The following is a 22,319-nucleotide window of genomic DNA, read 5'->3' on the forward strand; positions in this document are numbered from 1 at the left end:
TCGACCTTCAGGCCCCGACAGCTGACTGGAGGTCTGCGGTGCGGTCGGTGCGTTCCCAGGTGAAGTCGGGCAGCTCGCGGCCGAAGTGGCCGTAGGCGGAGGTGTGCCGGTAGATCGGGCGCAGCAGGTCCAGGTCACGGATGATCGCGGCCGGTCGCAGGTCGAAGACCTCGCGCACCGCGGCCACGATCCGCTCCACCGGTACCGTCTCGGTGTCGAAGGTCTCCACGAACAGCCCCACCGGGTGCGCCCGCCCGATGGCGTAGGCGACCTGGACCTCGCACCGGCGCGCGAGCCCGGCAGCGACGACGTTCTTGGCGACCCAGCGCATCGCGTACGACGCCGAACGGTCCACCTTCGAGGGGTCCTTGCCCGAGAACGCGCCACCACCGTGACGCGACATCCCGCCGTAGGTGTCGACGATGATCTTCCGACCGGTCAGACCGGCGTCGCCCATCGGCCCGCCCACGACGAACTTTCCCGTCGGGTTCACCAGCAGCTCATGACCCTCCGTGTCGAGGTCCAGCCCTGCGGCGGCGAGCACCGGGGCGACGACCTCCTCGGCGACGGCGCTGTGCAGCAGGTCCTGGCGGACCCAGTCGTCGTGCTGGGTCGAGACCACCACCGTGTCCAGGCTCACCGCCCGGTCACCGTCGTAGCCGATGGTCACCTGGGTCTTGCCGTCCGGGCGCAACCCCGCCACCACCGCCTCCTTGCGCACCAGCGCCAGCCGCTCGGCCAGCCGGTGCGCCAGATGGATCGGCAACGGCATCAGCTCGGCCGTGTCGTCGCACGCATAGCCGAACATCAGCCCCTGGTCACCGGCGCCCTGGTGGTCCAGCTCGTCGTCCCCACCGGTGTCGGTGCGCTCCTCCAACGACTTCGACACCCCGGCCGAGATGTCCGGGGACTGCTGCCCGATCGAGACCGACACCCCGCACGAGGACCCGTCGAAACCGATCGCCGAGGAGGTGTACCCGATCCGGCGGACCTCATCACGCACCAGCTGCGGGATCTCCACGTACGCATCGGTGGTCACCTCACCGATGACATGGACCAGACCGGTGGTCACCACCGTCTCCACCGCCACCCGCGCCGCCGGATCCTGCTCCAGCATCGCGTCCAGGATCGTGTCCGAGATCCGGTCGCACACCTTGTCCGGATGCCCCTCGGTCACCGACTCGGACGTGAACTGACGCAGTGCGGGAGAAGTCACCGCTCGATCGTAGTGGTAGCCCGCAGGCGCTCCGCGACGGCGTCCAGCAGGGCGTCGGCGACGTCGGCCTTGCTGCCGCTCCCCTGCCCGACGACCGCGCCGTCGGCGTCGAGGACGGTGACCTCGTTGGGCACGTCGCCGAAGCCGCGGTCGGTGCCGACCTCGTTCACGGCGAGCAGGTCGGCACCCTTGCGGCGGGCCTTCGCGCGGCCGTGCGCGAGGACGTCGCCGGTCTCGTCCCCGGTCTCGGCGGCGAAGCCGACGACGACCTGCCCCGGTCGCAGCCGGTCGGCGGCGAGCTCGGCGAGGATGTCGGGGTTCTGCGCGAGCTCGATCGGCTCCGGCCCGGCGTCGGACTTCTTGATCTTGTGCGCGGTGCTGGCCACGGGGCGGAAGTCGGCGACCGCGGCCGCCATGACGATCACGTCCGCGCCCGCTCCGGCCGCGCGCACGGCGCTGCGCAGCTCCGCCGTGGTCTCGACCCGCTCGACGGCGATCGCTGGGTGGTCGGGCAGCAGCGACTCGTCGACGTTGGCGGCCGCGAGAGTCACGGTCGCGCCGCGCCGGGCGGCGGCCACGGCGAGGGCGATGCCCTGCCGGCCGGAGGAGCGGTTGCCGAGGAAGCGCACGGGGTCCAGCGGCTCGCGGGTGCCGCCGGCGGAGACGACGACGGTGCGTCCGGCGAGGTCCTGGACGTCGTTCCAGCCGTGCGCTGCGCTGTCACCGGAGGTTGCGCTGCCGCCGGCGGGCGTGCGGCCGCCGGGCACGGCAGCGTCGTCGACGAGCGCGAGCGCGGCCGCGACGATGGCCTCCGGCTCGGGCAGCCGGCCCGGGCCGGTGTCCTTGCCGGTGAGGCGCCCGGAGTCCGGCTCCAGGACGTGCACGCCGCGCGACCGGAGGACCTCGACGTTGGCCCGGGTGGCGGGGTGCAGCCACATCTCGGTGTGCATGGCCGGGGCGACGAGCACCGGGCAGGTCACGGTGAGCAACGTGGCGCCGAGCAGGTCGTCGGCCATGCCGGCCGCCGCGCGGGCGAGCAGGCTCGCCGTCGCGGGGGCGACGACCACGAGGTCGGCGCTGCGGCCCAGCGCCACGTGGTCGACGTGCTCGGCGTCGTCGAAGACGGAGGTGCGCACCGGCTCGCCGGACAGCGCCTCCCACGTGGGGGCGCCGACCATGCGCAGCGCCGACTCGGTGGGGACGACCCGTACGCGGTGTCCCGCCTCACGCAGCAGCCGCAGCACGTAGGCAGCCTTGTACGCGGCGATGCCACCGGTGACGCCGAGGATGATGCGCAGAACGCCGCCAGACCCCTCGGTCGTGGCGGCGCGTGCGTCGGTGCCGGTCATGCCAGCGCCGGCTCAGTCCTCGATGCGGGTGAGGGTCAGCATGCCCTCGTTGATCTCGCGCATCGCGATGGAGAGCGGCTTGTCCTCCTGGGCGGCCGGGACGAGCGGGCCGACGAACTCGAGGAGGCCCTCCTGGAGCTGGGCGTTGTAGGTGTTGATCTGGCGGGCGCGCTTGGCGGCGTAGATCACCAGGGCGTACTTGGAGTCGACGTTCTCGAGCAGCTCGTCGATGGGCGGGTCGGTGATGCCCTCGGGGGCGGCGACGGTTCCGTACATGGGTGACCTTCTCCAGGATCGATGGTTCTCGGGCAGGTGCACGGGTGGGCTCCGGGACAGCTCGTACGGGCGCACCGCACGCATGCAACGCCCTAGTCTACCCGTTCGGTCACACCCATGAGCGACAGCAGCTCGTCCGTGGCGCGTCCCACCTCGTCGTTGACGATGACGTGGTCGAACTCGGCGACGGCGGCGAGCTCGTCGCGGGCGGTGTCGAGGCGACGCTCGCGCTCGGCCGGGCCCTCGGTGCCGCGTCCGGTGAGACGGCGCACGAGCTCGTCCCACGAAGGCGGGGCGAGGAAGACGAAGTTGGCCCCGGGCATCGCACGACGCACCTGGCGCGCGCCCTGGAGGTCGAGCTCGAGGAACACCGGCCGGCCGGCGGCGAGCTCCCGCTCGACCGGCTCGCGCGGAGTGCCGTAACGGTTGCGTCCGTGCACGACTGCCCACTCGAGCATGCGGCCGGTGGCGACGAGGTCGTCGAACTGCGCGGGGGTGAGGAAGTAGTAGTGCACGCCGTCGATCTCCCCCGGCCGCGGCTCGCGCGTGGTGGCCGAGACGGAGATCAGCAGGTCCGGGGCCCGACGGCGCATCTCGGCCATGATGGTTCCCTTGCCGACCGCGGTCGGGCCCGACAGGACGGTCAGACGGGCGGGGTCACGCGGTTCGTACGGCGGTGCGTCGAGCGGCGTCGGGTCGCTCGAGGGGGCGGCGTCGGTCATCCCGTCATCCTGCCAGGTTGCCGCGGGCGGGTGCAGTCGGCGTCGGCGTCGCGAGCTCGTGCGGGCGTAGGGATTCGCGACTCCCGCGCGCTGCGGTGCGCGCGGCCCCGTGCCGGTGCGCGGCCCCGTGCCCGGCTAACCGAAGCGCTCCACGAGCGAGGCGCTCTGGTGCGGTCCGAGGCCGCGCACACGGCGTGCCTCGGAGATGCCGATCTCCGACATGAGAGACCTGGCCGTCGCCTTGCCGATCCCGGGCAGGGACTCCAGCAGCGAGACGACCTTGAGCTTGCCGAGGGCCTCGTCGGTGCGAGCGGCCTCCAGAACCTCGGAGAGGGTGACCTGGTTGTACTTGAGCTTGTTCTTCACCTCTGCCCGGGTGGTTCGGGCCGCGGCAGCCTTGGCCAGGGCGGCGGACCGCTGCTCAGGGGTCAGGGGCGGCAGTGCCACGTCGGTCACCTCGTCAGCTCACGGATGGGTAGTCCCGAAGGTAGTGACCCATGACGCTACCGGCAACGGGTGGTCGGCGGGCGGTGGGACGACAGATCGATCGCAGCCGGTGCCGCGCCGGACTGGCCCACGCTGCTGGTCGAGTGCCGGGGCCGATCCGCGCCGTGGCAGGACCGACTCCGGACGGTGCCGGAACGGCGCGGCGTCGCGACCGGACGGGGCCGTCAGCGGGGAGCACGCGACGGGACGGGGCTGTCAGCGGGGAGCACGCGACGGGACGGGGCTGTCAGCGGAGAGCAGCAGCGGCGCTGTCGACGGCGGAGCCGAGGGCGTCGCGCAGGGCCGACGCCGACGGCCCGGCGGCCAGCACGCCGCGCGAGGTGCTGGCGAGGACCTGGCGGCGGGCGTCGCCGAAGACGTGGACGAGCTCCCGAGGACCTGCCCCCTGCGCACCTACGCCGGGCGCCAGCAGCGGCCCGCGCGTCGCGGCGAGGTCGAGGCCGAGATCGGCGGCGGCCGCGCCGACGGTCGCCCCGACCACGAGCCCGACCGAGCCGAGAGGTGCCTCGGCGTCGATGTCGTTCTCCGCCCGCGCGCCGTCGACCATCTGGCGTGCCACCGGGCCCGCCGCGGCGACGGCGTGCTGGACGTGGTGGCCCTCGGGGTTGGACGTGAGAGCGAGCACGAAGACCCCGCGACCGGTCGACCTGGCGAGGTCGAGAGCGGGGCGCAGCGACGCGAAGCCGAGGTACGGCGAGAGGGTGATGGCGTCGGCCGCGAGCGGAGCGCCGTCGCGCAGGTATGCGTCGGCGTAGCCGGCCATGGTCGAGCCGATGTCGCCGCGCTTGACGTCGAGGACGGTCAGCGTGCCCGCCGTCCGCGCCGCCGCCAGGACCTCCTCGAGGACGGCGATGCCCGCGGAGCCGTGCCGCTCGAAGAACGCCGACTGTGGCTTGAGGGCGGCGACCCGCCCGCCGAGCGCGTCGACGACCGTCAGGGCGAACCGCCGCAGCCCCTCAGGGGAGTCGGTGAGGCCCCACGTCTCGAGGAGGGCAGGGTGCGGGTCGATGCCCACGCACACCGGCCCGTGGGTGTCCATCGCGGCGGCGAGCCGGGTGCCGAAGGGCACCCGGGCACCCTCGCCGGCCGGCGACCCGCCGGCAGGTGACCCGTCGGCCGGTGACCCGTCGGCCGGCGTCAGGCCGGCGGGCGACGCACCGACAGGCGAGACGTCTCCGGCCGGGGCCCCGGCCGCCCCGCCCATCACGCGCCCCCGGCGGTCGCGGGCACAGCCTGGCGCGCGGACCGGTCGGCGTCGTGGGCCTGCAGGCTCCGGACGCCGAACGGGCCCGCCGCGACGGCCTCGATGGCCTGGACCGCAGCCCCGAACTCCTGCACGGTCGTGATGATCGGCTTGTCCGCGGCCGTGGTCGACGCCCGGATCTCGTAGCCGTCGGCCCGCGCCCCCTGGCCGCTGGGCGTGTTGATGACCATGTCGACCGCGCCGTCGGAGATGAGGTCGATGATGGTCGGCTCCCCACCCTCGCCGCGCCCCTCGGAGGCCTTGCGCACCACTGTGGCGTGCACGCCGTACCGGCGCAGCACCCCCGCGGTGCCGCTCGTGGCGAGCAGCTCGAAACCGAGCTCGACGAGCCGGGCCGCGGGGAAGACGATGGAGCGCTTGTCCCGGTCGGCCACGGAGACGAACACCCGGCCGGTCGTCGGCAGACCGCCGTACGCAGCCGCCTGGGACTTGGCGAAGGCGCGCGGGAAGTCGACGTCGAAGCCCATGACCTCGCCCGTGGAGCGCATCTCCGGGCCGAGAAGGGTGTCGATGATCTTCCCCTCGCCGGTGGCGAAGCGCTTGAACGGCAGGACGGCCTCCTTGACGGCGAGCGGCGCGTCGAGGTCGACGACGGAACCGTCGGTGGCCGGCAGCAGGCCCCGCTCGCGCAGCGAGGCGATCGACTCCCCCGCCATCACGAGCGACGCGGCCTTGGCCAGCGGCACGCCGGTGGCCTTGGCGACGAACGGCACCGTGCGAGAGGCACGCGGGTTCGCCTCGATCACGTACAGGACGTCCGAGACGAGCGCGTACTGGATGTTGATCAGCCCGCGGACCCCGACCCCGGCGGCGATGGCCTCGGTGGAGCGGCGGATCCGGTCCAGCTCGCCGGCGGACAGGGTGACCGGCGGCAGCACGCACGCCGAGTCGCCGGAGTGGATGCCGGCCTCCTCGATGTGCTCCATGACGCCGCCGAGGAACAGCTCGGTGCCGTCGTAGACGGCGTCGACGTCGATCTCGATCGCGTCGTCGAGGAAGCGGTCGATCAGCAGCGGTGCGCCGGGCCGGCCGGCGTCGTGCCCGGTGCCGACGCGCTCGAGGTAGTCCTGCAGCCCCGGCTCGTCGTAGACGATCTCCATGCCCCGTCCGCCGAGCACGTAGCTGGGGCGCACGAGGACCGGGTAGCCGATCCCGCCGGCCACCTCCAGCGCCTGCTCGGCGGTCGTGGCCGTCCCGAACGCCGGGGCGGGCAGCCCGGCCGCGCCCAGGACCGCCCCGAAGGCGCCCCGGTCCTCGGCCAGGTCGATCGAGGCGGGCGAGGTGCCGAGGATCGGCACGCCGGCGTCGGCCAGCCGCTGGGCCAGGGACAGCGGGGTCTGCCCGCCGAGCTGGACGACCATGCCCGCGACCGGGCCGACGGCCTTCTCGGCGAGGTAGACCTCGAGGACGTCCTCGAAGGTCAGGGGCTCGAAGTAGAGCCGGTCGGAGATGTCGTAGTCGGTCGAGACGGTCTCCGGGTTGCAGTTGACCATGACGGTCTCGTACTTCTCCGCCAGCGCCATGGTGGCGTGCACGCACGAGTAGTCGAACTCGATGCCCTGCCCGATCCGGTTCGGCCCGGACCCGAGGATGATCACGGCCTCGCGCTCGCGCGGGCGCACCTCGGTCTCGGTGTCGTAGCTGGAGTAGTGGTACGGGGTCAGCGCGGGGAACTCGGCGGCGCACGTGTCGACCGTCTTGTACACCGGGCGCAGCCCGTACGCGTGGCGCACCTCCCGGACGGCGTCCTCCCCGATGCCGCGCAGCTGGGCGACCTGGACGTCGGAGAACCCGTGCCGCTTGGCCAGGCGCAGCACGTCCTGCGTGAGGGCCGGGGCGGTGCGCACCGCCTCGGCGACCTCCTCGACGAGCACGAGCTGGTCGAGGAACCACGGGTCGATCGCCGTCGCCTCGTACAGCTCCGCGACGCTCGCGCCGCCGCGCAGCGCCTGCTGGACGTCGACGAGCCGGTCCTCCGTCGGCGTGCGCACCGACTCCAGCAGCGCGGCGACCTCGTCCTCGCCGGGGGCGGGGCCGTCCCAGTGGAACGTCGTCCCCTTCTTGTCGATGGAACGCATCGCCTTCTGCAGCGCCTCGGTGAAGTTGCGCCCGAGCGCCATGGCCTCGCCGACCGACTTCATCGTCGTGGTCAGGGTCGGGTCGGCGGCCGGGAACTTCTCGAACGCGAACCGCGGCACCTTCACGACGACGTAGTCCAGGGTCGGCTCGAAGCTCGCCGGGGTGGAGCCGGTGATGTCGTTGGGGATCTCGTCGAGGGTGTACCCGATGGCCAGCCGGGCGGCGATCTTCGCGATCGGGAAGCCGGTGGCCTTCGAGGCCAGCGCGGAGGAGCGCGAGACCCGCGGGTTCATCTCGATGCAGACTAGCCGGCCGGTGGTCGGCTCGACGGCGAACTGGACGTTGCAGCCGCCCGTGTCGACGCCGACCTCGCGGATGATCGCGATGCCGGCGTCGCGCATCGTCTGCAGCTCGCGGTCGGTGAGGGTGAGCGCCGGGGCGACGGTGACCGAGTCGCCGGTGTGCACGCCCACGGCGTCCACGTTCTCGATCGAGCACACCACGACGACGTTGTCCGCCCGGTCGCGCATGAGCTCGAGCTCGAACTCCTTCCAGCCGAGGATCGACTCCTCCAGGAGGACCTCGGTGGTCGGCGAGTAGTGCAGGCCGGCGCCGGCGATGCGGTGCAGGTCGTCCCGGTCGTAGGCCATGCCGGAGCCCAGCCCGCCCATGGTGAAGGAGGGGCGCACGACCAGGGGGAACCCGAGCTCGTCGGCGATCGCGTCGGCCTCGGCGAGCGTGTGCGCGACGGCGGAACGGGCCGACTCGGCGCCGCAGCGCTCGACGACCTCCTTGAACGCCTGGCGGTCCTCGGCGGCGCGGATGGCGTCGACGCTGGCACCGATGAGCTCGACGCCGAACTCCTCGAGCACCCCGTTCTCGTACAGGGAGATCGCTGTGTTCAGCGCGGTCTGCCCGCCGAGGGTCGGCAGGAGGGCGTCGGGGCGCTCCTTGGCGATGATCGTCGCGACGACCTCGGGGGTGATCGGCTCGACGTAGGTGGCGTCGGCCAGCTCGGGGTCGGTCATGATCGTCGCCGGGTTGGAGTTGACGAGGATGACGCGCAGGCCCTCCTCGCGCAGCACCCGCACCGCCTGGGTGCCGGAGTAGTCGAACTCGGCGGCCTGCCCGATGACGATCGGGCCGGAGCCGATGACCAGGACGCTGGAGATGTCGGTCCGCCTGGGCATCAGCTGTTCTCGCTCTCGTCGGTGGTGCGGTGCGCGTCCGTGGTGCGGGGCGCATCCGTGGTGCGGTGCGCCTCCGTGGTGCGGGGTGCGTCGGTGGTGGGGTGCGCGTCGCCGGCACGGTGCTCGTCGATCATCCGGACGAACCGGTCGAAGAGGTGCTCGGCGTCGTGCGGGCCCGAGGCGGCCTCGGGGTGGTACTGGACCGAGAAGGCGGGCAGGTCCAGCGCTCGCAGCCCCTCCACGACGTCGTCGTTGAGGTTGACGTGCGAGACCTCGACGTGCCCGTACCGGCCGCCGTCGAACGGGGCGAGGGAGGGGGCGTCGGTCGGGGCGTCGACGGCGAACCCGTGGTTGTGGGCGGTGATCTCGACCTTGCCCGTGGTGCGGTCCAGGATCGGCTGGTTCACGCCGCGGTGGCCGTAGGCGAGCTTGTAGGTGCCGTAGCCGAGCGCCCGGCCGAGGAGCTGGTTGCCGAAGCAGATGCCGAAGAACGGCAGGCGTGCGTCCAGGACGCCGCGCAGGAGCTCGACCTCGTGGGTGGCGGCCTCGGGGTCGCCGGGGCCGTTGGAGAAGAAGACGCCGTCGGGCGCGAGCGCGAGGAGCTCGGCGAGGGACGTCGACTGGGGCACCACGTGGACCCGGACCCCGCGCGCGGCGAGCTGGGCGGGGGTGCGGGACTTGATGCCCAGGTCGACGGCGACGACGGTCGCGACCGGGTCCTTGCCGGCGAAGTCGCCGGTAGGCTCGACGACGTAGGTGGCGGGTGTGGAGACCTCGCGGGCCAGGTCCGCGCCGGCCATCTGCGGCGCCTGGCGCACGATGTCGAGCAGGACCTCGACGGCCTGGTCGGTGAGGTGCTCGGCGCCCGCCGGGAGCGCCGCGCCGGAGAAGATGCCGGCGCGCATGACGCCGCGCTCGCGCAGGTGCCGGGTCAGGGCCCGGGTGTCGACGTCGCAGACGCCGACGACGCCCTGGTCGGCCAGCTCGTCCTCGAGCTCGCGCTCGGCGCGCCAGCTCGAGGCCCGCCGGGCGGCGTCGCGGACGACGACGCCGGCCACCCACACCTTCCCCGACTCCGGGTCCTCGTCGTTGACGCCGGTGTTGCCGATGTGCGGGGCGGTCATCACGACGATCTGCCGGTGGTAGCTCGGGTCGGTGAAGGTCTCCTGGTAGCCGGTCATCCCGGTGGAGAAGACGACCTCGCCGACGGTGCGACCGGTGGCTGCGTAGGCGCTGGCCCGCATGACGAGCCCGTCCTCGAGGACGATCAGCGCCGGTTCGCGCAGGGCGCCGCGCAGGGCCGTCCCGGTGGCTGTTGTGGGGGCGCTCATGCGCCGACCTCCTCCCGCGCCACGGGGGCGCCGTCGTACGCGGTGGCGCGTCCCCGCAGGAACGTCGCCATGACCTGGCCGGGCAGCTCGGTGCCGGCGAAGGGGCTGTTGTGGCTGCGCGTGGCCTGCGCGGCCGGGTCGACCACGCGGCGCACCGCGGGGTCGACGAGGGTGAGGTTCGCCGGCTCGCCGACGGCGAGGGGCCGGCCCTGGTCGGCGACGCGGCCGATGCGGGCAGGGGCGGTCGACAGCACGCGGGCGACGTCGGGCCAGCTCAGCCGGCCGGTCTCGACCATCGTCTCGATGACCACCGGCAGGGCGGTCTCCAGGCCCGTCATCCCGAACGCGCCGGCGGGCCACTCGCAGTCCTTGTCCTCCGCCGAGTGCGGGGCGTGGTCGGTGGCCACGATGTCGATGGTGCCGTCGGCCAGGCCGGCGCGCACGGCCTCGACGTCCTCGGCGGTGCGCAGCGGCGGGTTGACCTTGTAGCGCGGGTCGTAGCTGCGGGCGAGCTCGTCGGTGAGGATGAGGTGGTGCGGGGTGACCTCGGCGGTGACGTCGATGCCGCGGGCCTTGGCCCAGCGGATGATGTCGACGCTGCCGGCGGTGGACAGGTGGCACACGTGCAGCCGGGAGCCGACGTGCTCGGCGAGGAGCACGTCGCGGGCGATGATCGACTCCTCGGCGACCGCCGGCCAGCCGGCGAGGCCGAGCTCGGCGGAGACGGCGCCCTCGTGCATCTGTGCGCCCTCGGTCAGCCGCGGCTCCTGGGCGTGCTGGGCGATGACGCCGTCGAACGCCTTGACGTACTCCAGCGCACGGCGCATCAGGACCGGGTCGGCGACGCACCTGCCGTCGTCGGAGAAGACGCGGACGCGGGCGGCGGAGGTGGCCATGGCGCCCAGCTCGGCGAGGTGCTGCCCGTTGAGCCCGACGGAGACGGCGCCGACCGGGTGGACGTCCACCCAGCCGGCCTGGCGCCCGAGGTTCCAGACCTGCTCGACGACGCCCGCGGTGTCGGCCACCGGGGTCGTGTTGGCCATGGCGTGCACGGCGGTGAAGCCGCCCGCGGCGGCGGCCCGGGTACCGGAGAACACGGTCTCGGTGTCCTCTCGGCCGGGCTCGCGCAGGTGGGTGTGCAGGTCCACCAGGCCCGGCAGGGCGATCAGCCCCTCGGCGTCGAGGACCGCCGCGCCGGCGGCGTCACGGGCGGCGTCGGCGCCGGTGGCGACGATGAGGCCGTCGCGCAGCAGCAGGTCGGTGGGCTCCGCGCCGAGGGGGCGGGCCCCACGGATGAGGTGGTCGGTCATGAGATCCCTCCGGTGGTGGTCTCGCCGCCGGCGAGGAGCAGGTAGAGGACGGCCATCCGCACGGAGACGCCGTTGGCGACCTGCTCGACGATGGTCGAGCGGGCCGAGTCGGCCGCCTCGGCGCTGATCTCCAGACCCCGGTTCATCGGGCCGGGGTGCATGACGATGGCGTCGTCGGGCAGTACGCGCAGCCGGGCACCGTCGAGGCCGTAGCGGCGGTGGTACTCCAGCGGCGAGGGGAAGAAGCCCCCGCCGGTCGAGGACATCCGCTCGCGCTGGACGCGCAGCATCATGACGGCGTCGGGCCGGGCCTCGGCGAGCGCGGCGTCGAGGTCGTAGCCGACGGCGCAGGGCCAGGCGCCGATCCCCACGGGCAGAAGGGTGGGCGGGGCGACGAGGGTGACGCGCGCGCCGAGGGTGTGCAGCAGCTCGACGTTGGAGCGGGCCACGCGCGAGTGCAGCACGTCGCCGACGATGACGACGCTCGAGCCGGTGAGGTCGGTGCCCTCAGGTGCTGGTGGCGCGCCGGCCGAGGCGTCGCGGTGCGCGCTCCCCCGGCCGTGGAGGTGCCGGCGCATCGTGAACGCGTCCAGCAGGGCCTGCGTCGGGTGCTGGTGGGTGCCGTCGCCGGCGTTGAGGACCGGGACGTCGATCCAGCCCGAGTGGGCCAGGCGGTGCGGGGCGCCGGAGTCGTGGTGACGGATGACGACGCCGTCGATACCCATGGCCTGCAGCGTGAGCGCGGTGTCCTTGAGCGACTCGCCCTTGGAGACCGAGGAGCCCTTGGCGGAGAAGTTGATGACGTCCGCGCTGAGCCGCTTGGCGGCCGCCTCGAAGGAGATGCGGGTGCGGGTGGAGTCCTCGAAGAAGAGGTTGACCACGGTGCGCCCGCGCAGGGTGGGCAGCTTCTTGATGGTGCGGCCCTGGGTGGCGGCCATCGCCTCGGCGGTGTCGAGGATGCGGACCGCGTCGGCGTGGCTGAGCTCGGCGGCAGAGAGCAGGTGCCTCATCATCGCGCCTCGCCGTCGGAGGTCGTCGGCGCGTCGGAGGTCGTCACCGTGTCCGAGACCGTCACTGCGTCGGAGATCGTCACGGCGTCTGCTGCGCCGTCGGTCTCGGTGAGCTGGACGCGGACCCGCTCGCTGCGCGAGGTCGGCAGGTTCTTGCCCACGAAGTCCGCCCGGATGGGCAGCTCGCGGTGGCCGCGGTCGACCAGGACGGCCAGCTGGACGGCGGCGGGACGGCCCAGGTCGTTCAGGGCGTCCAGCGCGGCGCGGATCGTGCGACCGGAGTAGAGCACGTCGTCGACGAGCACGACGACCTTGCCGTCGATGCCGCTCGCCGGGAGCGTGGTCCGCCCGAGCGTGCGGGTGGGCTGCCCGCGCAGGTCGTCGCGGTACATCGTGATGTCCAGCGCGCCGGCGGGGATGTCGGGACGCCCCTCGGTGGCAGCGATCCGGGACGCGATCCGCTCGGCGAGCGGGGCGCCGCGGGTCGGGATCCCCAGCAGGACGACGTCGTCGCTGCCGTGGTTGCGCTCGAGGATCTCGTGGGCGATCCGGGTCAGGGACCGGGCGATGTCGGACTCGGAGAGCACCTGGCGCTCGGCGCCGGTGCCCATGGGCATGGTGGCCACTGGAGGACCTCCTTCCCCGCCTCACTGGACGGGCCTTAAAGGATGTCGGACGCGGCGATGCTACCGCCCCGCCGAGGGGCCAGAACCTGCGCGCCCCGCCCGTGAGACGGAATGTGACCGGGACCTCACGGACGAGCCCGACCGACGTGATCGGGCCCGGTCGGGATCATCTCCAGGAGCAGCGTCAGCGCGCGGAGCGTGGTCTTCGCGAGGATCTCCTCGGGTCCGCCGTCGAGCTGGTGGTGCTCGGTGGTGGAGCGCGCGCCGGCGCAGGCACCGATGTACACCGTGCCGGCCTCCTTGCCCTCCTCGGGTCCCGGCCCGCCGACGCCGGTCACCGCGACGGCGATGTCCGCGCCGGTCAGCCGGGCGACACCGGTGGCCATCTGCTCCGCGCAGCGCGCGGTGACGACCGGTCCGCGCTCGACACCGAGGACCGAGTACTTCACCTCGTTGGTGTAGGCGACGACGCCGCCGGCGAACCACGTCGACGAGCTGGGCGCGGCGCCGAGGTGGCTGGCGATCTTCCCGGCCGTCAGCGACTCGGCGACGGCGATCGTCCGGCCCGAGCCGTCGAGCCGGGCGGCGATCTCGTCGAGGAGGGGGTGGGCGGCGTCGAGGATGCCATCGGTCATGATGGGGATCTTCGCGTGCTCGGCGCCCGAGCGCGACCGCGCCACGGGCGGAGCGGCGGCACGCCGCGGCGCCGTGCGGTCGGGCGGAACCCTCCGGAGCCGGTCCGTCCTGCCGGTGGTCGCCGTCTGGCTAGCCGAACGCGAGCGAGAGCCCGCCGACGATGCCGTAGAGGCTGACCGCCCCGAGGATCGCCGCGAGGGTGCGCCAGCCGGCCCGACCGGTCAGGCAGATCGAGCTGCCGAGGATCAGGGCGAGTCCGAGGACCACGTAGCCGAGCACGTCGTCCTCGAGGGGGCTCTCCGCGACGACCCCGGTGAGGCGCCGAGCCACGGCACCCAGCGTGAGCACGATGCCGGCGAGGGCGATAGCGACCAGACCCGCCCGGGCGACGCCCGTGGGGCCTGCGGCCCCGGACGCACCGCCCCGCAGGACGAGGCGCCGCTCCGGGTGCAGGAGCACGAACGGCACGGCAGTGAGCGCCACGGTCGCCACGGCCTGCACGAGTGCACCACCGACGCCCTGGTGCTGCTGGAGGATCACGGAGACCCCGCTCGACATCCCCACGACGGTGAGCATCGCCGCGACCCATGCCACGAGCGCCGAGCGCCCGACGGGCCGCAGCGCGAGGACGAGCGCACCGAGACCGACGGCAGCCATCGCGGCGGCCGAGGCGCTGTCGGTGTAGCGGTGCAGCTCTGGCGTGCGGGTCCACCCGTGGTCGGTGGCGTCCGGGAACGTCACCCACGGCGTCAGGATCGACTGCCACACGCCGAAGACCACGAGGAACGCCAGGGCGATCAGCACGGCGACGATCCGGAAGGGGATGTGGCGGCGCCCGGTGGTGCGGGCGCGGCGTGCGGCGGTCGTGGTGGTCATGACGATCGTCCTCTCTTCTCCCGGGAGGAACACCCGCCCGGTGGTGGCAGGAGGCTGCCGCGCCCGCCGACGGTCGGGACAGGGGCACAGGTCCCGACCTGCCGGGCAACCTGCCCGGGAGGTCGGGCGCCCAACGGGCACCCCGGCGGGCGCACAGGGCCCAGAATGTCGCCATGCGAGCGCGAGCGGTGGGCACCGGGCTGCTTGCCGTCAGCCTGGTCGCCGCCGTGTGCGGTGGCTGGGCGGAGGCCCGGGGAGGCCACGGAGCCGCCCTCGACGTGACCGTCCTGCACGTGGCCCTGACCGTCGTCGGACTCTCGTGGGCGGTGGTCGGCGCGACGCTCACCTGGCTGCGTCCGCGCAACGTGCTGGGTTGGCTGTTCCTGGTCGTCGGCACGACGACGCAGCTGAGCCTGAGCGCGGACGCCCTCGCCCGACTGCGCGCGCCGGGCGCCGAGTCGTCCTGGATCCGGCCGGGCGAGCTCCTCCTCAGCGTCGCGGGCGGCTTCCTCATCTTCGTCCTGCTCGGGCTGCTGCCCGTGCTGTACCCCTCGGGGCAGCTGCCCCGAGGGGTGTCGCGCGTGGCGGCCGCCGTCGTCGTCGCGGGCGCGGCGATGATGCAGACGCAGTGGCTGCTGTCCCGGCTCGACGACGCCTGGGCGTGGCCGTTCTCGCCCGCACCCGGCTCGACCCAGCCGGCGTGGCTCGTGTGGGCACCGGCGGCCGTGTATCTCAGCGCGACCGTGGCGGTCTGGGTCCTGTGCGTGGTGCGTCTGGCCCGGGCCCGGCGCCCGGAGCGCCAGCAGCTCGCGTTGCTCCTGACCGCGGTCGTCGTCGTCATGCTCACCCAGGCTCTGGGGTCCTCGACGACGGCGCAGTGGCTGCAGGCCGTCGGTCTGTACCTGCTGCCGGCCGCGACCGCCGTCGGCATCCTGCGCTACCGGCTGCTGGGCATCGAGATCGTGCTGCGGCGCGGGCTGGTGTACGCCGTCCTCACCGCGGGCATCGTGGCCGCGCATGCGCTCGTGGCCGCAGTGACCGGCGCACGGCTGACCGGTGGGGCGCTGCCCGGCGTGGTCGCCGCAGCCGCCGTCGCCGTGGGGCTCACGCCCCTGCGGGACCGGCTCCAGCTCGTGGTGGACCGCGTGCTCTACGGCCGGCGTGCCGACCCGTTCGGCGCGGTCGCGGACCTGGGTGACCGGGTGGCCACTGCCGGGCCGACCGAGCTGCTCGACGCCGTCCTCACCGGGGTGCGCGAGGCCGTGCGGGCGACCGGCGCCCGCATCGACCGGCCGGACGGCACAGTCCTGACGGCGGTGGGCGCGTCGCACGCCGCGGACGCGCTCGCCGTCCCGCTCACGGTGGGCGGAGAACCCCTCGGTGTCCTCCGTCTCGCGGCGCGCAGCCCGGGCGAGCGGTACTCCGCCGCCGACGAGCGGCTGCTCGTCGTCCTGGCCACCCAGGTTGCCGTCGTCGTGCGTGCGTTCGACCTCGCCGCGGAGCTCGAGCACCAGCGCAACGCCGTCCTCGACGCCCGGCTGCAGGAACGGGACCGGTTGCGCCGCGACCTGCACGACGGCCTGGGGCCGGCACTCACCGGTATCGGGCTCGGGCTGCAGGCGTTGGAGGACCTGGCGGCGCAGGACCGCTCGCGCGCCGAGCTCACCAGCACGCTGCGCGGCGAGGTCGCCGACGCCATCACCGACGTCCGCCGCATCCTCCAGGACCTGCGCCCGGCCCCGCTCGCCGAGCGTGGGCTCGCGCGCGCCCTCAGCGACCGCATCGGTGCCACACCGATCCCCGTCGACGTCGCGGTGGGTGCGCTCCCCCGGCTGCACGCTCCGGTCGAGGACGCGGTCTACCGCGTCGCACTCGAGGCGGTCACGAACGTGCTGCGCCACTCCGGGGCCACCCGAGCGTCCGTCGACCTGTGGGCCGACGGCTCGGAGGTGACTCTGCGGGTGGCGGACGACGGTGCCGGGTTCACCCGCGGGGCTGTCCCCGGGATCGGGCTCACCTCGATGCGTGAGCGGGCCGACCTGCTCGGCGGACGGCTCGACGTCGGCACCGGTCCCAGCGGGACGACGGTCACGCTGGCGCTCCCGCTCGCCGTCCTGGCGGCGGCCCCGGGAGCCGCGTCATGACCCCACCGGTCCGCGTGGTGATCGCCGACGACCACCCGATGTTCCGCTACGGGCTGCGGGCGGCTCTCGAGGCCGTGACCGAGATCGAGGTGGTCGGCGACGCCTCTGACGGCGGGACGCTCGTGGCGCTCGTGGACGAGCTCCGACCGCACGTCGTGCTCACCGACCTGACCATGCCCAACGTCGGCGGAGAGACCGCCATCGCACTGATCCTCGCCCGGTTCCCCGAGGTGGCTGTGCTCGTCCTGAGCATGCACGCCGACGACGACGCCGTGCTCGGCGCGCTACGCGCAGGTGCGCGGGGCTACCTGCTCAAGGGCGCCGACCGCGACGAGATCGCCCGGGCGGTCCTCACCGTGGCGGGCGGGGGCACGGTGTACGGCCCCGAGGTGGGACGGCGGCTCAGCGAGCTCCTCGCGCTCCGCGGCCCAGCGGTGCGTCCCTTCCCCGATCTCACTCCGCGGGAGGAGCAGGTGCTCTCCCTCGTCGCCACCGGTCTCGGCAACCACGAGATCGCCCGGCGCCTCGGTCTGTCCGAGAAGACGGTGCGTAACAACGTCGCGGCGACCCTCGCCAAGCTGCAGGTCCGTGACCGGGCCGCCGCGGTGGCACGGGCGCGGGACGCGGGCATGCGTGCGCCGTCGTGATTCGCCTCAAGACCGCATGTTTGCCCGCGTCGCGCGACGCGTCGTGACGCGCCTTGAGATCGCAGGTCTGCCCGCGTCGCGCGAGGGGCTCGCGGCCCAGTGGCCCTCAGAGCGTGGGCTTGAGCTCCAGGAGCCGGGCGAGGAGGCCGTTGACGAAACCCGGCGAGTCGTCGGTCGACAGCTCGGCCGCCAGGTGGACGGCCTCGTCGACGGCGACGGCGTCCGGGACGTCGTCGTTGTGCAGCAGCTCCCACGCGCCCAGGCGCAGGATGCACCTGTCGACCGTGGGCATGCGGTCCAGGGACCAGCCCTGGGAGTAGGTGCTGAGGAGCTCGTCGAGCTCGGCCCGGTGCGCCGCGACCCCCTCGACGATGTCGACCGCGTACTGGGGGAAGGACCCCTGTGCCACGGTGACGTGCATGCGCTGCTCGAGCAGCTCGAGGAGCTCGTCGGCCGAGTCCTTGCCCTTCTGGTCGGCCTCGAACAGGACGTCCAGCGCCCGGCGGCGGGCCTTGGTGCGTGCGGCCACGGAGGTCCTCTCTCGATGCCGCGCCGGTGGGCGCGGTTGGGTCGGCGTGCCGAGGTGTCGGTCGGCGTACTGACGTGTCGGTCGGCGTGCTGGCGCGGGGGGCCGCTCCCCCGCCGGGGCGGGTGGAGCGGCGCGGTCGCGGTGGGTCAGTCGTTGACGCGGCCGAGGTAGTCCCCCGAGCGCGTGTCGACCTTGACCTTGGTGCCGGTCTCGAGGAACAGGGGCACCTGGATCTCGTAGCCGGTGGCGATGGTGGCGGGCTTGGTGCCGGCCGAGGAGCGGTCGCCCTGCAGGCCGGGCTCGGTGTAGGTGATCTCCATGACGACGGAGGCCGGCATCTCGACGAAGAGGACCTGGCCCTCGTGCATGGCCACGATGACGTCCTGGTTCTCCAGGAGGAAGTTCGCGGCGTCGCCGACGGTCTCCGGCGGGATCGGGATCTGCTCGTAGGTCGAGGAGTCCATGAAGACGAAGTCGGTGCCGTCCTTGTACAGGTACTGCATGTCACGGCGGTCCACCGTCGCGGTGTCGACCTTGACGCCGGCGTTGAAGGTCTTGTCCACGGTCTTGCCGGACAGGACGTTCTTGAGCTTCGTGCGGACGAAGGCTGGCCCCTTGCCGGGCTTGACGTGCTGGAACTCGACGACGGACCAGAGCTGTCCGTCGATGTTGAGCACCAGACCGTTCTTCAGGTCGTTGGTCGAAGCCATGCGTGGGCCGTCCTTGAGTATCGGGTTCGGATGGGGCGAACGGCCGCGCGGTGACGCGGCGGTCCCAGGGGCCGTTCGGCGGCGCTCAGGATACCGCGCCGAGCCACAGGACGCCGACGACGCCGGTCAGCCCGGCCCAGGTGTAGCTCGCGAGCGTGCCGATGATGAAGCGTTCGGCGGCCGGGCTGCGGCGGTCCGGATGGGCCTCTCGCAGCTCCGGGTAGCGGCCGAGGCCCTTGACCGCGAGGACGACGGCGACCGCCTCCGGGAAGCCCGCGAGCACCGAGCCGGTGATCGCCAGACGCTCGAGCATGCCGATCCAGGTGCCGCCGCGCAGCACGCCCGCGACGGCGGGGCCGGGCTCGACGCGGCGCAGCACCGCCCAGACGAGCAGCCGGCCCACGGCGACCGAGACGGTCAGGACGGCGAGGACGACGCCGACGACGGCGAGCGTGTCCGATGTCACGCGTCCTCCCCTCCGCGCTCCCCCGCGGCACGGGCGATCAGCCCGGCGGCGAGCGGGCGCACCTGCAGCTCCTCCTCCAGCAGGGCCGACCGTACCCGTTGGCTGACCGCCTGCTCGGAGATGTCGAGCGTGTTGGCCACGTCCTTCTGCCGCACGTCGGGGCGGAGGAGGTCGGCGGCCTCCCAGCCGGCGGCGGAACGGCGCCGGACCACTGAGGCGAGCAGCTGGACGAGGGCGGTCGCCTCCCGTGCGGCGGCCTCGTCGTCGCCGGCCACGACGACAGGAGCCGGTTCGCCGCGTCCACGGGCGCGCTCGACGGCGGCGCGGGCATGGACGAACGCAGGTCCGGAGCTTGCGCGCGAGGACGTCCCGAGGGGCTCGTGCACCTGCCCGGCACCGATTCCGACGGCCCACTCGCCCAGGCGCATCAGATGGAGGGCGAGGTCCAGAGCGGCGTCGGCACGGGTCAGCACGGTCTGTACCTCGTCGCCGACCGTGCGCTCGAGCGGGAGTGCCAGCGCGTCGGCGTGCTCTGTCGACCACGTACCGAGGGAGGCGAGAAGGTCCTCGACCTTGTCGCCGTGGCGCGTGCTGGCGTTCTGATCTGCCGTGAGGACGAACATGCCTGTAAGGCTACAGACTTGATCCTCATGTATCAAGGCTGCTGACTTGACCAAACGTGATCAAGGACGCGCCACGGATCTTGGAAAGCCGGATGCCTTGTGAGTGATCTGGCATCTCGTGGTCGAGCCGCCAGGTCACGCCATGTGCTTGGGGCAGGTATCCGCCGCAGTCAGGACGGGCACCGCGGCCCGGGACTGTCCTTGTGGGTCTGGACGGATCAGTTTCGCGGCCGCTCGAGCACCGCGAGCACCGCGTCGGTGGCGTCACCGACATCGGTCCCGGAGGTGTCCACCACCGCCGCGGCCACCGCCTCGTAGGCAGGGCGGCGCCGGGCGGCCATCGAGGAGAACTGGGAGCGAGGGCTGCCGAGGGCGACCGAGCGCGGCGCGTTCAGACCGACGCGCGGCATGCCCGCGGCCAGGGAGACGTCGAGGAAGACGACGGTGCCCCCGTCGGCCACGTACCGCTCGAGGCGGGAAGCCGCCCGTTCGACGGCACCGCTGCCCAGGGCGACCACGCCGTCCGCGGCGAGGGCCTCGGCCACGATCTGCTCCTCCAGCTCCCGGAAGCGTTCCTCGCCGAGGTCGACGAACAGCTCTCCGACGCTGGTGCCGGACCGCTCCGCCAGGACGGTGTCGGTGTCGACGAAGGGCACGGCGAGCCGCTGGGCGGCCTCGGCTCCGACGGCCGACTTACCGGCGCCGGGCGGACCGACGAGGACGAGACGCGGGATGCTCACGCCCACACCGTAACCGCCGCCCGCGCGACCATCGTCGTTCGTTCCTGCATCCCGGTGGATGTGTGCACTGCCGCTGTCATGTGCACTGCCGTTCCCGTGTGCACTGCCGCTGTCATGTGCACTGCCGTTCCCGTGTGCACTGCCACTGTCGTGTGCAGTGCCGTTGCCTCGAGCATCGCCGCTGTCGTGTGCAGCGTCGCCCATGTGCTCCCCGTCGCTCATGCGCTCACCGCAGAGTAGGCGGCCCGGAGCTGCTCGGGGGTCGGTGCGCGCAGGACCGTCGGTTCGGCGATGTCCGTCAGCACCACGAACCGCAGCGCGTCGTCGCGCACCTTCTTGTCCCGGGCCATGGCGTCGTGGAGCTCCGGCCAGCGGTCGCCGCGGTAGGTCGTGGGTAGCCCCAGGAGGCTGAGCACCTTGCGGTGACGGTCCACCACTGCTGCGTCGAGCATTCCCGCGGCGTGGGCAAGCTCGGCGGCGAACACCATCCCGACGGCGACGGCATCGCCGTGGCGCCAGGAGTAGGCCTCGGTCCGTTCGATGGCGTGGGCGAGCGTGTGCCCGTAGTTGAGGATCTCGCGCAGCCCGGCCTCACGCAGGTCCTCCCCCACCACCCGCGCCTTGACGGCGACGGCACGCTGGACGAGCTCGCGCAGGACCGGTGACGCGGGGTCCTGGGCGGCCGCGCCACCGTCCGCCTCCACCAGGTCGAGGATCCTCTCGTCGGCGATGAAGCCTGCCTTGACCACCTCGGCGAGCCCGGCGCGCAGGTCCGCGGCCGGCAGGGTCGTCAGCGCGGCAAGGTCGCAGACTACCCCGGCGGGCGGGTGGAACGCACCGACGAGGTTCTTGCCGGCGGCCGTGTTGATGCCGGTCTTGCCGCCGAGCGCGGCGTCGACCATGCCGAGGAGGGTGGTGGGGACGTTGACGAGACGGACACCGCGTAGCCAGGAGGCGGCCACGAAGCCGGCGACGTCGGTCGTGGCACCGCCGCCGACGGCGACCACCACGTCCTGCCGGCCGAAACGGTGCTCGCCCAGCCGGTCCCAGCAGCGGGCGACGACGTCGATCGTCTTGGCCGCCTCGGCGTCGGGCACCTCGTGGAGGACGACCTCGCGGCCGGCCGCGCTCAGGGCGTCGCCCAGCCGTCGGGCCCGGTCGACGGTGGCGGGGGCGTGCACGACGAGCACCCGGGACGCGTCGGAGCCGACAAGGTCGACGACCTCGGCGCCGAGATCGTGACCGACGACGACGTCGTACGGGTTCGCTCCGGCGACGCTGATGCGGCCGGGCGCTCCGGGGACGCCGATGCGGCCAGGTGCTCCGGGGACGCCGATGCGGCCAGCGGTCTCCGCGTCGCTGGTGCGACCCCCCGCGTCCCCTGCCGTGCCTGCCGGCACGGTGCTGCCGGCAGGTGTCGGGGTGTCCGCCGGTGCGGGGTCGCCGACCGGTGCCGGGCTGCCGGCCGCAGCTGTGGTCGAGGCGGTGTGCCGCGCACGGGCGGACAGCAGAGCGAGGATCTCCTCCGCCACGTTCTGCGGGCTGCGGTCGTTCGTACGCACGACGGCGGTCGCCACGGCTTCGTAGACGGGACGCCGTTCGGCGACGAGCGCGGCGAGCCGCGCGGCGGGGTCGCCGGCGAGCAGGGGCCGCTCCTCGGACCGGGACACCCGTACCAGGGCCTCCTCCACGTCGACGTCGAGGTAGACCACCGTGTGCCCGCGCAGTGCCTCGCGCGTGCCGGGGTGCAGCACGGCACCGCCGCCGAGCGAGACAACGGCGTCGGTGGCGAGCAGCCGGGTGACCGTCTCGTGCTCCAGGTGGCGGAAGTGCTCCTCCCCGTGGGTGCGGAACAGCTCGGGGATGGTGGTGCCCGCGGTGCGCTCGACCTCGGCGTCGGCGTCGTACAGCTCGACGTGGAGGGCGCGGGCGAGCAGCCCACCGACGGTGGTCTTGCCCGCACCGGGCGGGCCGACGAGGACGACGTGGGGACTGGTCACGCGGTCACGCTACCGCCGCGGCGCGGGGCCGGAGCCGACGGTCTCAGTCCCCAGTCGGCAGGCTGCAC

The 22,319-nt window shown here is 73.4% G+C and carries 21 protein-coding genes; 2 read left to right on the forward strand and 19 right to left on the reverse strand.

Annotated elements, in window-relative coordinates; genetic code table 11:
* Positions 1 to 7: 7 nt before the first annotated feature.
* The 13 genes from metK to GD748_RS11695 all read right to left on the reverse strand — a co-directional run bounded on the left by metK (position 8) and on the right by GD748_RS11695 (position 14,392).
* The gene (metK, locus tag GD748_RS11635) at positions 8 to 1,216 is read right to left on the reverse strand and encodes a methionine adenosyltransferase (RefSeq protein WP_193312921.1); all 1,209 of its coding nucleotides are present in this window, start codon (positions 1,214 to 1,216) and stop codon (positions 8 to 10) included.
* Positions 1,213 to 2,514 (reverse strand): bifunctional phosphopantothenoylcysteine decarboxylase/phosphopantothenate synthase, encoded by a 1,302-nt coding sequence (locus tag GD748_RS11640; protein WP_152195688.1) that lies wholly within the window; start codon positions 2,512 to 2,514, stop codon positions 1,213 to 1,215. The genes metK and GD748_RS11640 overlap by 4 nt, the downstream gene beginning before the upstream one ends.
* Positions 2,515 to 2,577: 63 nt before the next feature.
* A complete protein-coding gene (gene rpoZ, locus GD748_RS11645; protein ID WP_152195368.1) occupies positions 2,578 to 2,841 on the reverse strand; it encodes a DNA-directed RNA polymerase subunit omega in 264 nt (87 codons plus the stop codon).
* A gap of 92 nt (positions 2,842 to 2,933) precedes the next feature.
* Positions 2,934 to 3,563, reverse strand: coding sequence for a guanylate kinase (gene gmk / locus GD748_RS11650; RefSeq protein WP_152195369.1), 630 nt, complete (start codon positions 3,561 to 3,563; stop codon positions 2,934 to 2,936).
* A 135-nt stretch (positions 3,564 to 3,698) separates the two neighbouring features.
* Complete coding sequence (gene mihF / locus GD748_RS11655; RefSeq protein WP_152195370.1) at positions 3,699 to 4,010, reverse strand: integration host factor, actinobacterial type; 312 nt, start codon at positions 4,008 to 4,010, stop codon at positions 3,699 to 3,701.
* A gap of 286 nt (positions 4,011 to 4,296) precedes the next feature.
* Positions 4,297 to 5,109, reverse strand: a complete 813-nt coding sequence (gene pyrF / locus GD748_RS11660) for an orotidine-5'-phosphate decarboxylase (RefSeq protein WP_152816159.1) — start codon at positions 5,107 to 5,109, stop codon at positions 4,297 to 4,299.
* A gap of 164 nt (positions 5,110 to 5,273) precedes the next feature.
* Complete coding sequence (gene carB, locus GD748_RS11665; RefSeq protein ID WP_152195372.1) at positions 5,274 to 8,603, reverse strand: carbamoyl-phosphate synthase large subunit; 3,330 nt, start codon at positions 8,601 to 8,603, stop codon at positions 5,274 to 5,276.
* The gene (carA, locus tag GD748_RS11670) at positions 8,603 to 9,934 is read right to left on the reverse strand and encodes a glutamine-hydrolyzing carbamoyl-phosphate synthase small subunit (RefSeq protein WP_152195373.1); all 1,332 of its coding nucleotides are present in this window, start codon (positions 9,932 to 9,934) and stop codon (positions 8,603 to 8,605) included. The genes carB and carA overlap by 1 nt, the downstream gene beginning before the upstream one ends.
* Positions 9,931 to 11,244, reverse strand: coding sequence for a dihydroorotase (locus GD748_RS11675; RefSeq protein WP_152195374.1), 1,314 nt, complete (start codon positions 11,242 to 11,244; stop codon positions 9,931 to 9,933). Before GD748_RS11675 ends, carA begins: the two co-directional genes overlap by 4 nt.
* Positions 11,241 to 12,254, reverse strand: a complete 1,014-nt coding sequence (locus GD748_RS11680; protein ID WP_152195689.1) for an aspartate carbamoyltransferase catalytic subunit — start codon at positions 12,252 to 12,254, stop codon at positions 11,241 to 11,243. The genes GD748_RS11675 and GD748_RS11680 overlap by 4 nt, the downstream gene beginning before the upstream one ends.
* Positions 12,254 to 12,871, reverse strand: coding sequence for a bifunctional pyr operon transcriptional regulator/uracil phosphoribosyltransferase PyrR (pyrR, locus tag GD748_RS11685; RefSeq protein ID WP_152195690.1), 618 nt, complete (start codon positions 12,869 to 12,871; stop codon positions 12,254 to 12,256). The genes GD748_RS11680 and pyrR overlap by 1 nt, the downstream gene beginning before the upstream one ends.
* Positions 12,872 to 13,005: 134 nt before the next feature.
* Positions 13,006 to 13,515, reverse strand: coding sequence for a CinA family protein (locus tag GD748_RS11690; RefSeq protein ID WP_152195375.1), 510 nt, complete (start codon positions 13,513 to 13,515; stop codon positions 13,006 to 13,008).
* A gap of 130 nt (positions 13,516 to 13,645) precedes the next feature.
* Positions 13,646 to 14,392 carry a hypothetical protein gene (locus GD748_RS11695; protein WP_152195376.1) on the reverse strand — a complete coding sequence of 249 codons (747 nt, stop codon included), beginning with the start codon at positions 14,390 to 14,392 and terminating at the stop codon, positions 13,646 to 13,648.
* Positions 14,393 to 14,565: 173 nt separating this feature from the next.
* Between GD748_RS11695 and GD748_RS11700 the strand changes: the two genes are divergently transcribed.
* Positions 14,566 to 16,536, forward strand: coding sequence for a sensor histidine kinase (locus GD748_RS11700; protein ID WP_152195377.1), 1,971 nt, complete (start codon positions 14,566 to 14,568; stop codon positions 16,534 to 16,536).
* The gene (locus GD748_RS11705; RefSeq protein ID WP_152195378.1) at positions 16,533 to 17,183 is read left to right on the forward strand and encodes a response regulator transcription factor; all 651 of its coding nucleotides are present in this window, start codon (positions 16,533 to 16,535) and stop codon (positions 17,181 to 17,183) included. The genes GD748_RS11700 and GD748_RS11705 overlap by 4 nt, the downstream gene beginning before the upstream one ends.
* Positions 17,184 to 17,289: 106 nt before the next feature.
* Here GD748_RS11705 and nusB read toward each other — a convergent pair whose 3' ends face one another.
* The 6 genes from nusB to aroB all read right to left on the reverse strand — a co-directional run bounded on the left by nusB (position 17,290) and on the right by aroB (position 22,251).
* The gene (nusB, locus tag GD748_RS11710; RefSeq protein WP_152195379.1) at positions 17,290 to 17,712 is read right to left on the reverse strand and encodes a transcription antitermination factor NusB; all 423 of its coding nucleotides are present in this window, start codon (positions 17,710 to 17,712) and stop codon (positions 17,290 to 17,292) included.
* 146 nt (positions 17,713 to 17,858) lie between these two features.
* Complete coding sequence (gene efp, locus GD748_RS11715) at positions 17,859 to 18,422, reverse strand: elongation factor P (protein ID WP_152195380.1); 564 nt, start codon at positions 18,420 to 18,422, stop codon at positions 17,859 to 17,861.
* Between the two features lie 85 nt (positions 18,423 to 18,507).
* Positions 18,508 to 18,888 carry a hypothetical protein gene (locus GD748_RS11720; protein ID WP_152195381.1) on the reverse strand — a complete coding sequence of 127 codons (381 nt, stop codon included), beginning with the start codon at positions 18,886 to 18,888 and terminating at the stop codon, positions 18,508 to 18,510.
* Positions 18,885 to 19,511, reverse strand: coding sequence for a hypothetical protein (locus GD748_RS11725; RefSeq protein ID WP_152195382.1), 627 nt, complete (start codon positions 19,509 to 19,511; stop codon positions 18,885 to 18,887). The genes GD748_RS11720 and GD748_RS11725 overlap by 4 nt, the downstream gene beginning before the upstream one ends.
* 218 nt (positions 19,512 to 19,729) lie before the next feature.
* Positions 19,730 to 20,251 carry a shikimate kinase gene (locus GD748_RS11730; protein WP_193312922.1) on the reverse strand — a complete coding sequence of 174 codons (522 nt, stop codon included), beginning with the start codon at positions 20,249 to 20,251 and terminating at the stop codon, positions 19,730 to 19,732.
* Positions 20,252 to 20,469: 218 nt separating this feature from the next.
* On the reverse strand, positions 20,470 to 22,251 hold the full coding sequence (gene aroB / locus GD748_RS20210) for a 3-dehydroquinate synthase (RefSeq protein WP_152195384.1): 1,782 nt from the start codon (positions 22,249 to 22,251) through the stop codon (positions 20,470 to 20,472).
* Between the last annotated feature and the right edge of the window lie 68 nt (positions 22,252 to 22,319).

It is taken from the genome of Georgenia subflava (genome assembly GCF_009193155.1).
Lineage (GTDB): Bacteria > Actinomycetota > Actinomycetes > Actinomycetales > Actinomycetaceae > Georgenia > Georgenia subflava.

What these genes read in the sequence shown, in the direction of transcription:
- rpoZ (WP_152195368.1), bottom strand. Translation starts at nt 2,841, where the DNA reads ATGTACGGAACCGTCGCCGCCCCCGAGGGCATCACCGACCCGCCCATC.
- gmk (WP_152195369.1), bottom strand. Translation starts at nt 3,563, where the DNA reads ATGACCGACGCCGCCCCCTCGAGCGACCCGACGCCGCTCGACGCACCG.
- pyrF (WP_152816159.1), bottom strand. Translation starts at nt 5,109, where the DNA reads ATGGACACCCACGGGCCGGTGTGCGTGGGCATCGACCCGCACCCTGCC.
- carB (WP_152195372.1), bottom strand. Translation starts at nt 8,603, where the DNA reads ATGCCCAGGCGGACCGACATCTCCAGCGTCCTGGTCATCGGCTCCGGC.
- carA (WP_152195373.1), bottom strand. Translation starts at nt 9,934, where the DNA reads ATGAGCGCCCCCACAACAGCCACCGGGACGGCCCTGCGCGGCGCCCTG.
- GD748_RS11675 (WP_152195374.1), bottom strand. Translation starts at nt 11,244, where the DNA reads ATGACCGACCACCTCATCCGTGGGGCCCGCCCCCTCGGCGCGGAGCCC.
- GD748_RS11680 (WP_152195689.1), bottom strand. Translation starts at nt 12,254, where the DNA reads ATGAGGCACCTGCTCTCTGCCGCCGAGCTCAGCCACGCCGACGCGGTC.
- pyrR (WP_152195690.1), bottom strand. Translation starts at nt 12,871, where the DNA reads ATGCCCATGGGCACCGGCGCCGAGCGCCAGGTGCTCTCCGAGTCCGAC.
- GD748_RS11690 (WP_152195375.1), bottom strand. Translation starts at nt 13,515, where the DNA reads ATGACCGATGGCATCCTCGACGCCGCCCACCCCCTCCTCGACGAGATC.
- GD748_RS11695 (WP_152195376.1), bottom strand. Translation starts at nt 14,392, where the DNA reads ATGACCACCACGACCGCCGCACGCCGCGCCCGCACCACCGGGCGCCGC.
- GD748_RS11700 (WP_152195377.1), top strand. Translation starts at nt 14,566, where the DNA reads ATGCGAGCGCGAGCGGTGGGCACCGGGCTGCTTGCCGTCAGCCTGGTC.
- GD748_RS11705 (WP_152195378.1), top strand. Translation starts at nt 16,533, where the DNA reads ATGACCCCACCGGTCCGCGTGGTGATCGCCGACGACCACCCGATGTTC.
- efp (WP_152195380.1), bottom strand. Translation starts at nt 18,422, where the DNA reads ATGGCTTCGACCAACGACCTGAAGAACGGTCTGGTGCTCAACATCGAC.
- GD748_RS11725 (WP_152195382.1), bottom strand. Translation starts at nt 19,511, where the DNA reads ATGTTCGTCCTCACGGCAGATCAGAACGCCAGCACGCGCCACGGCGAC.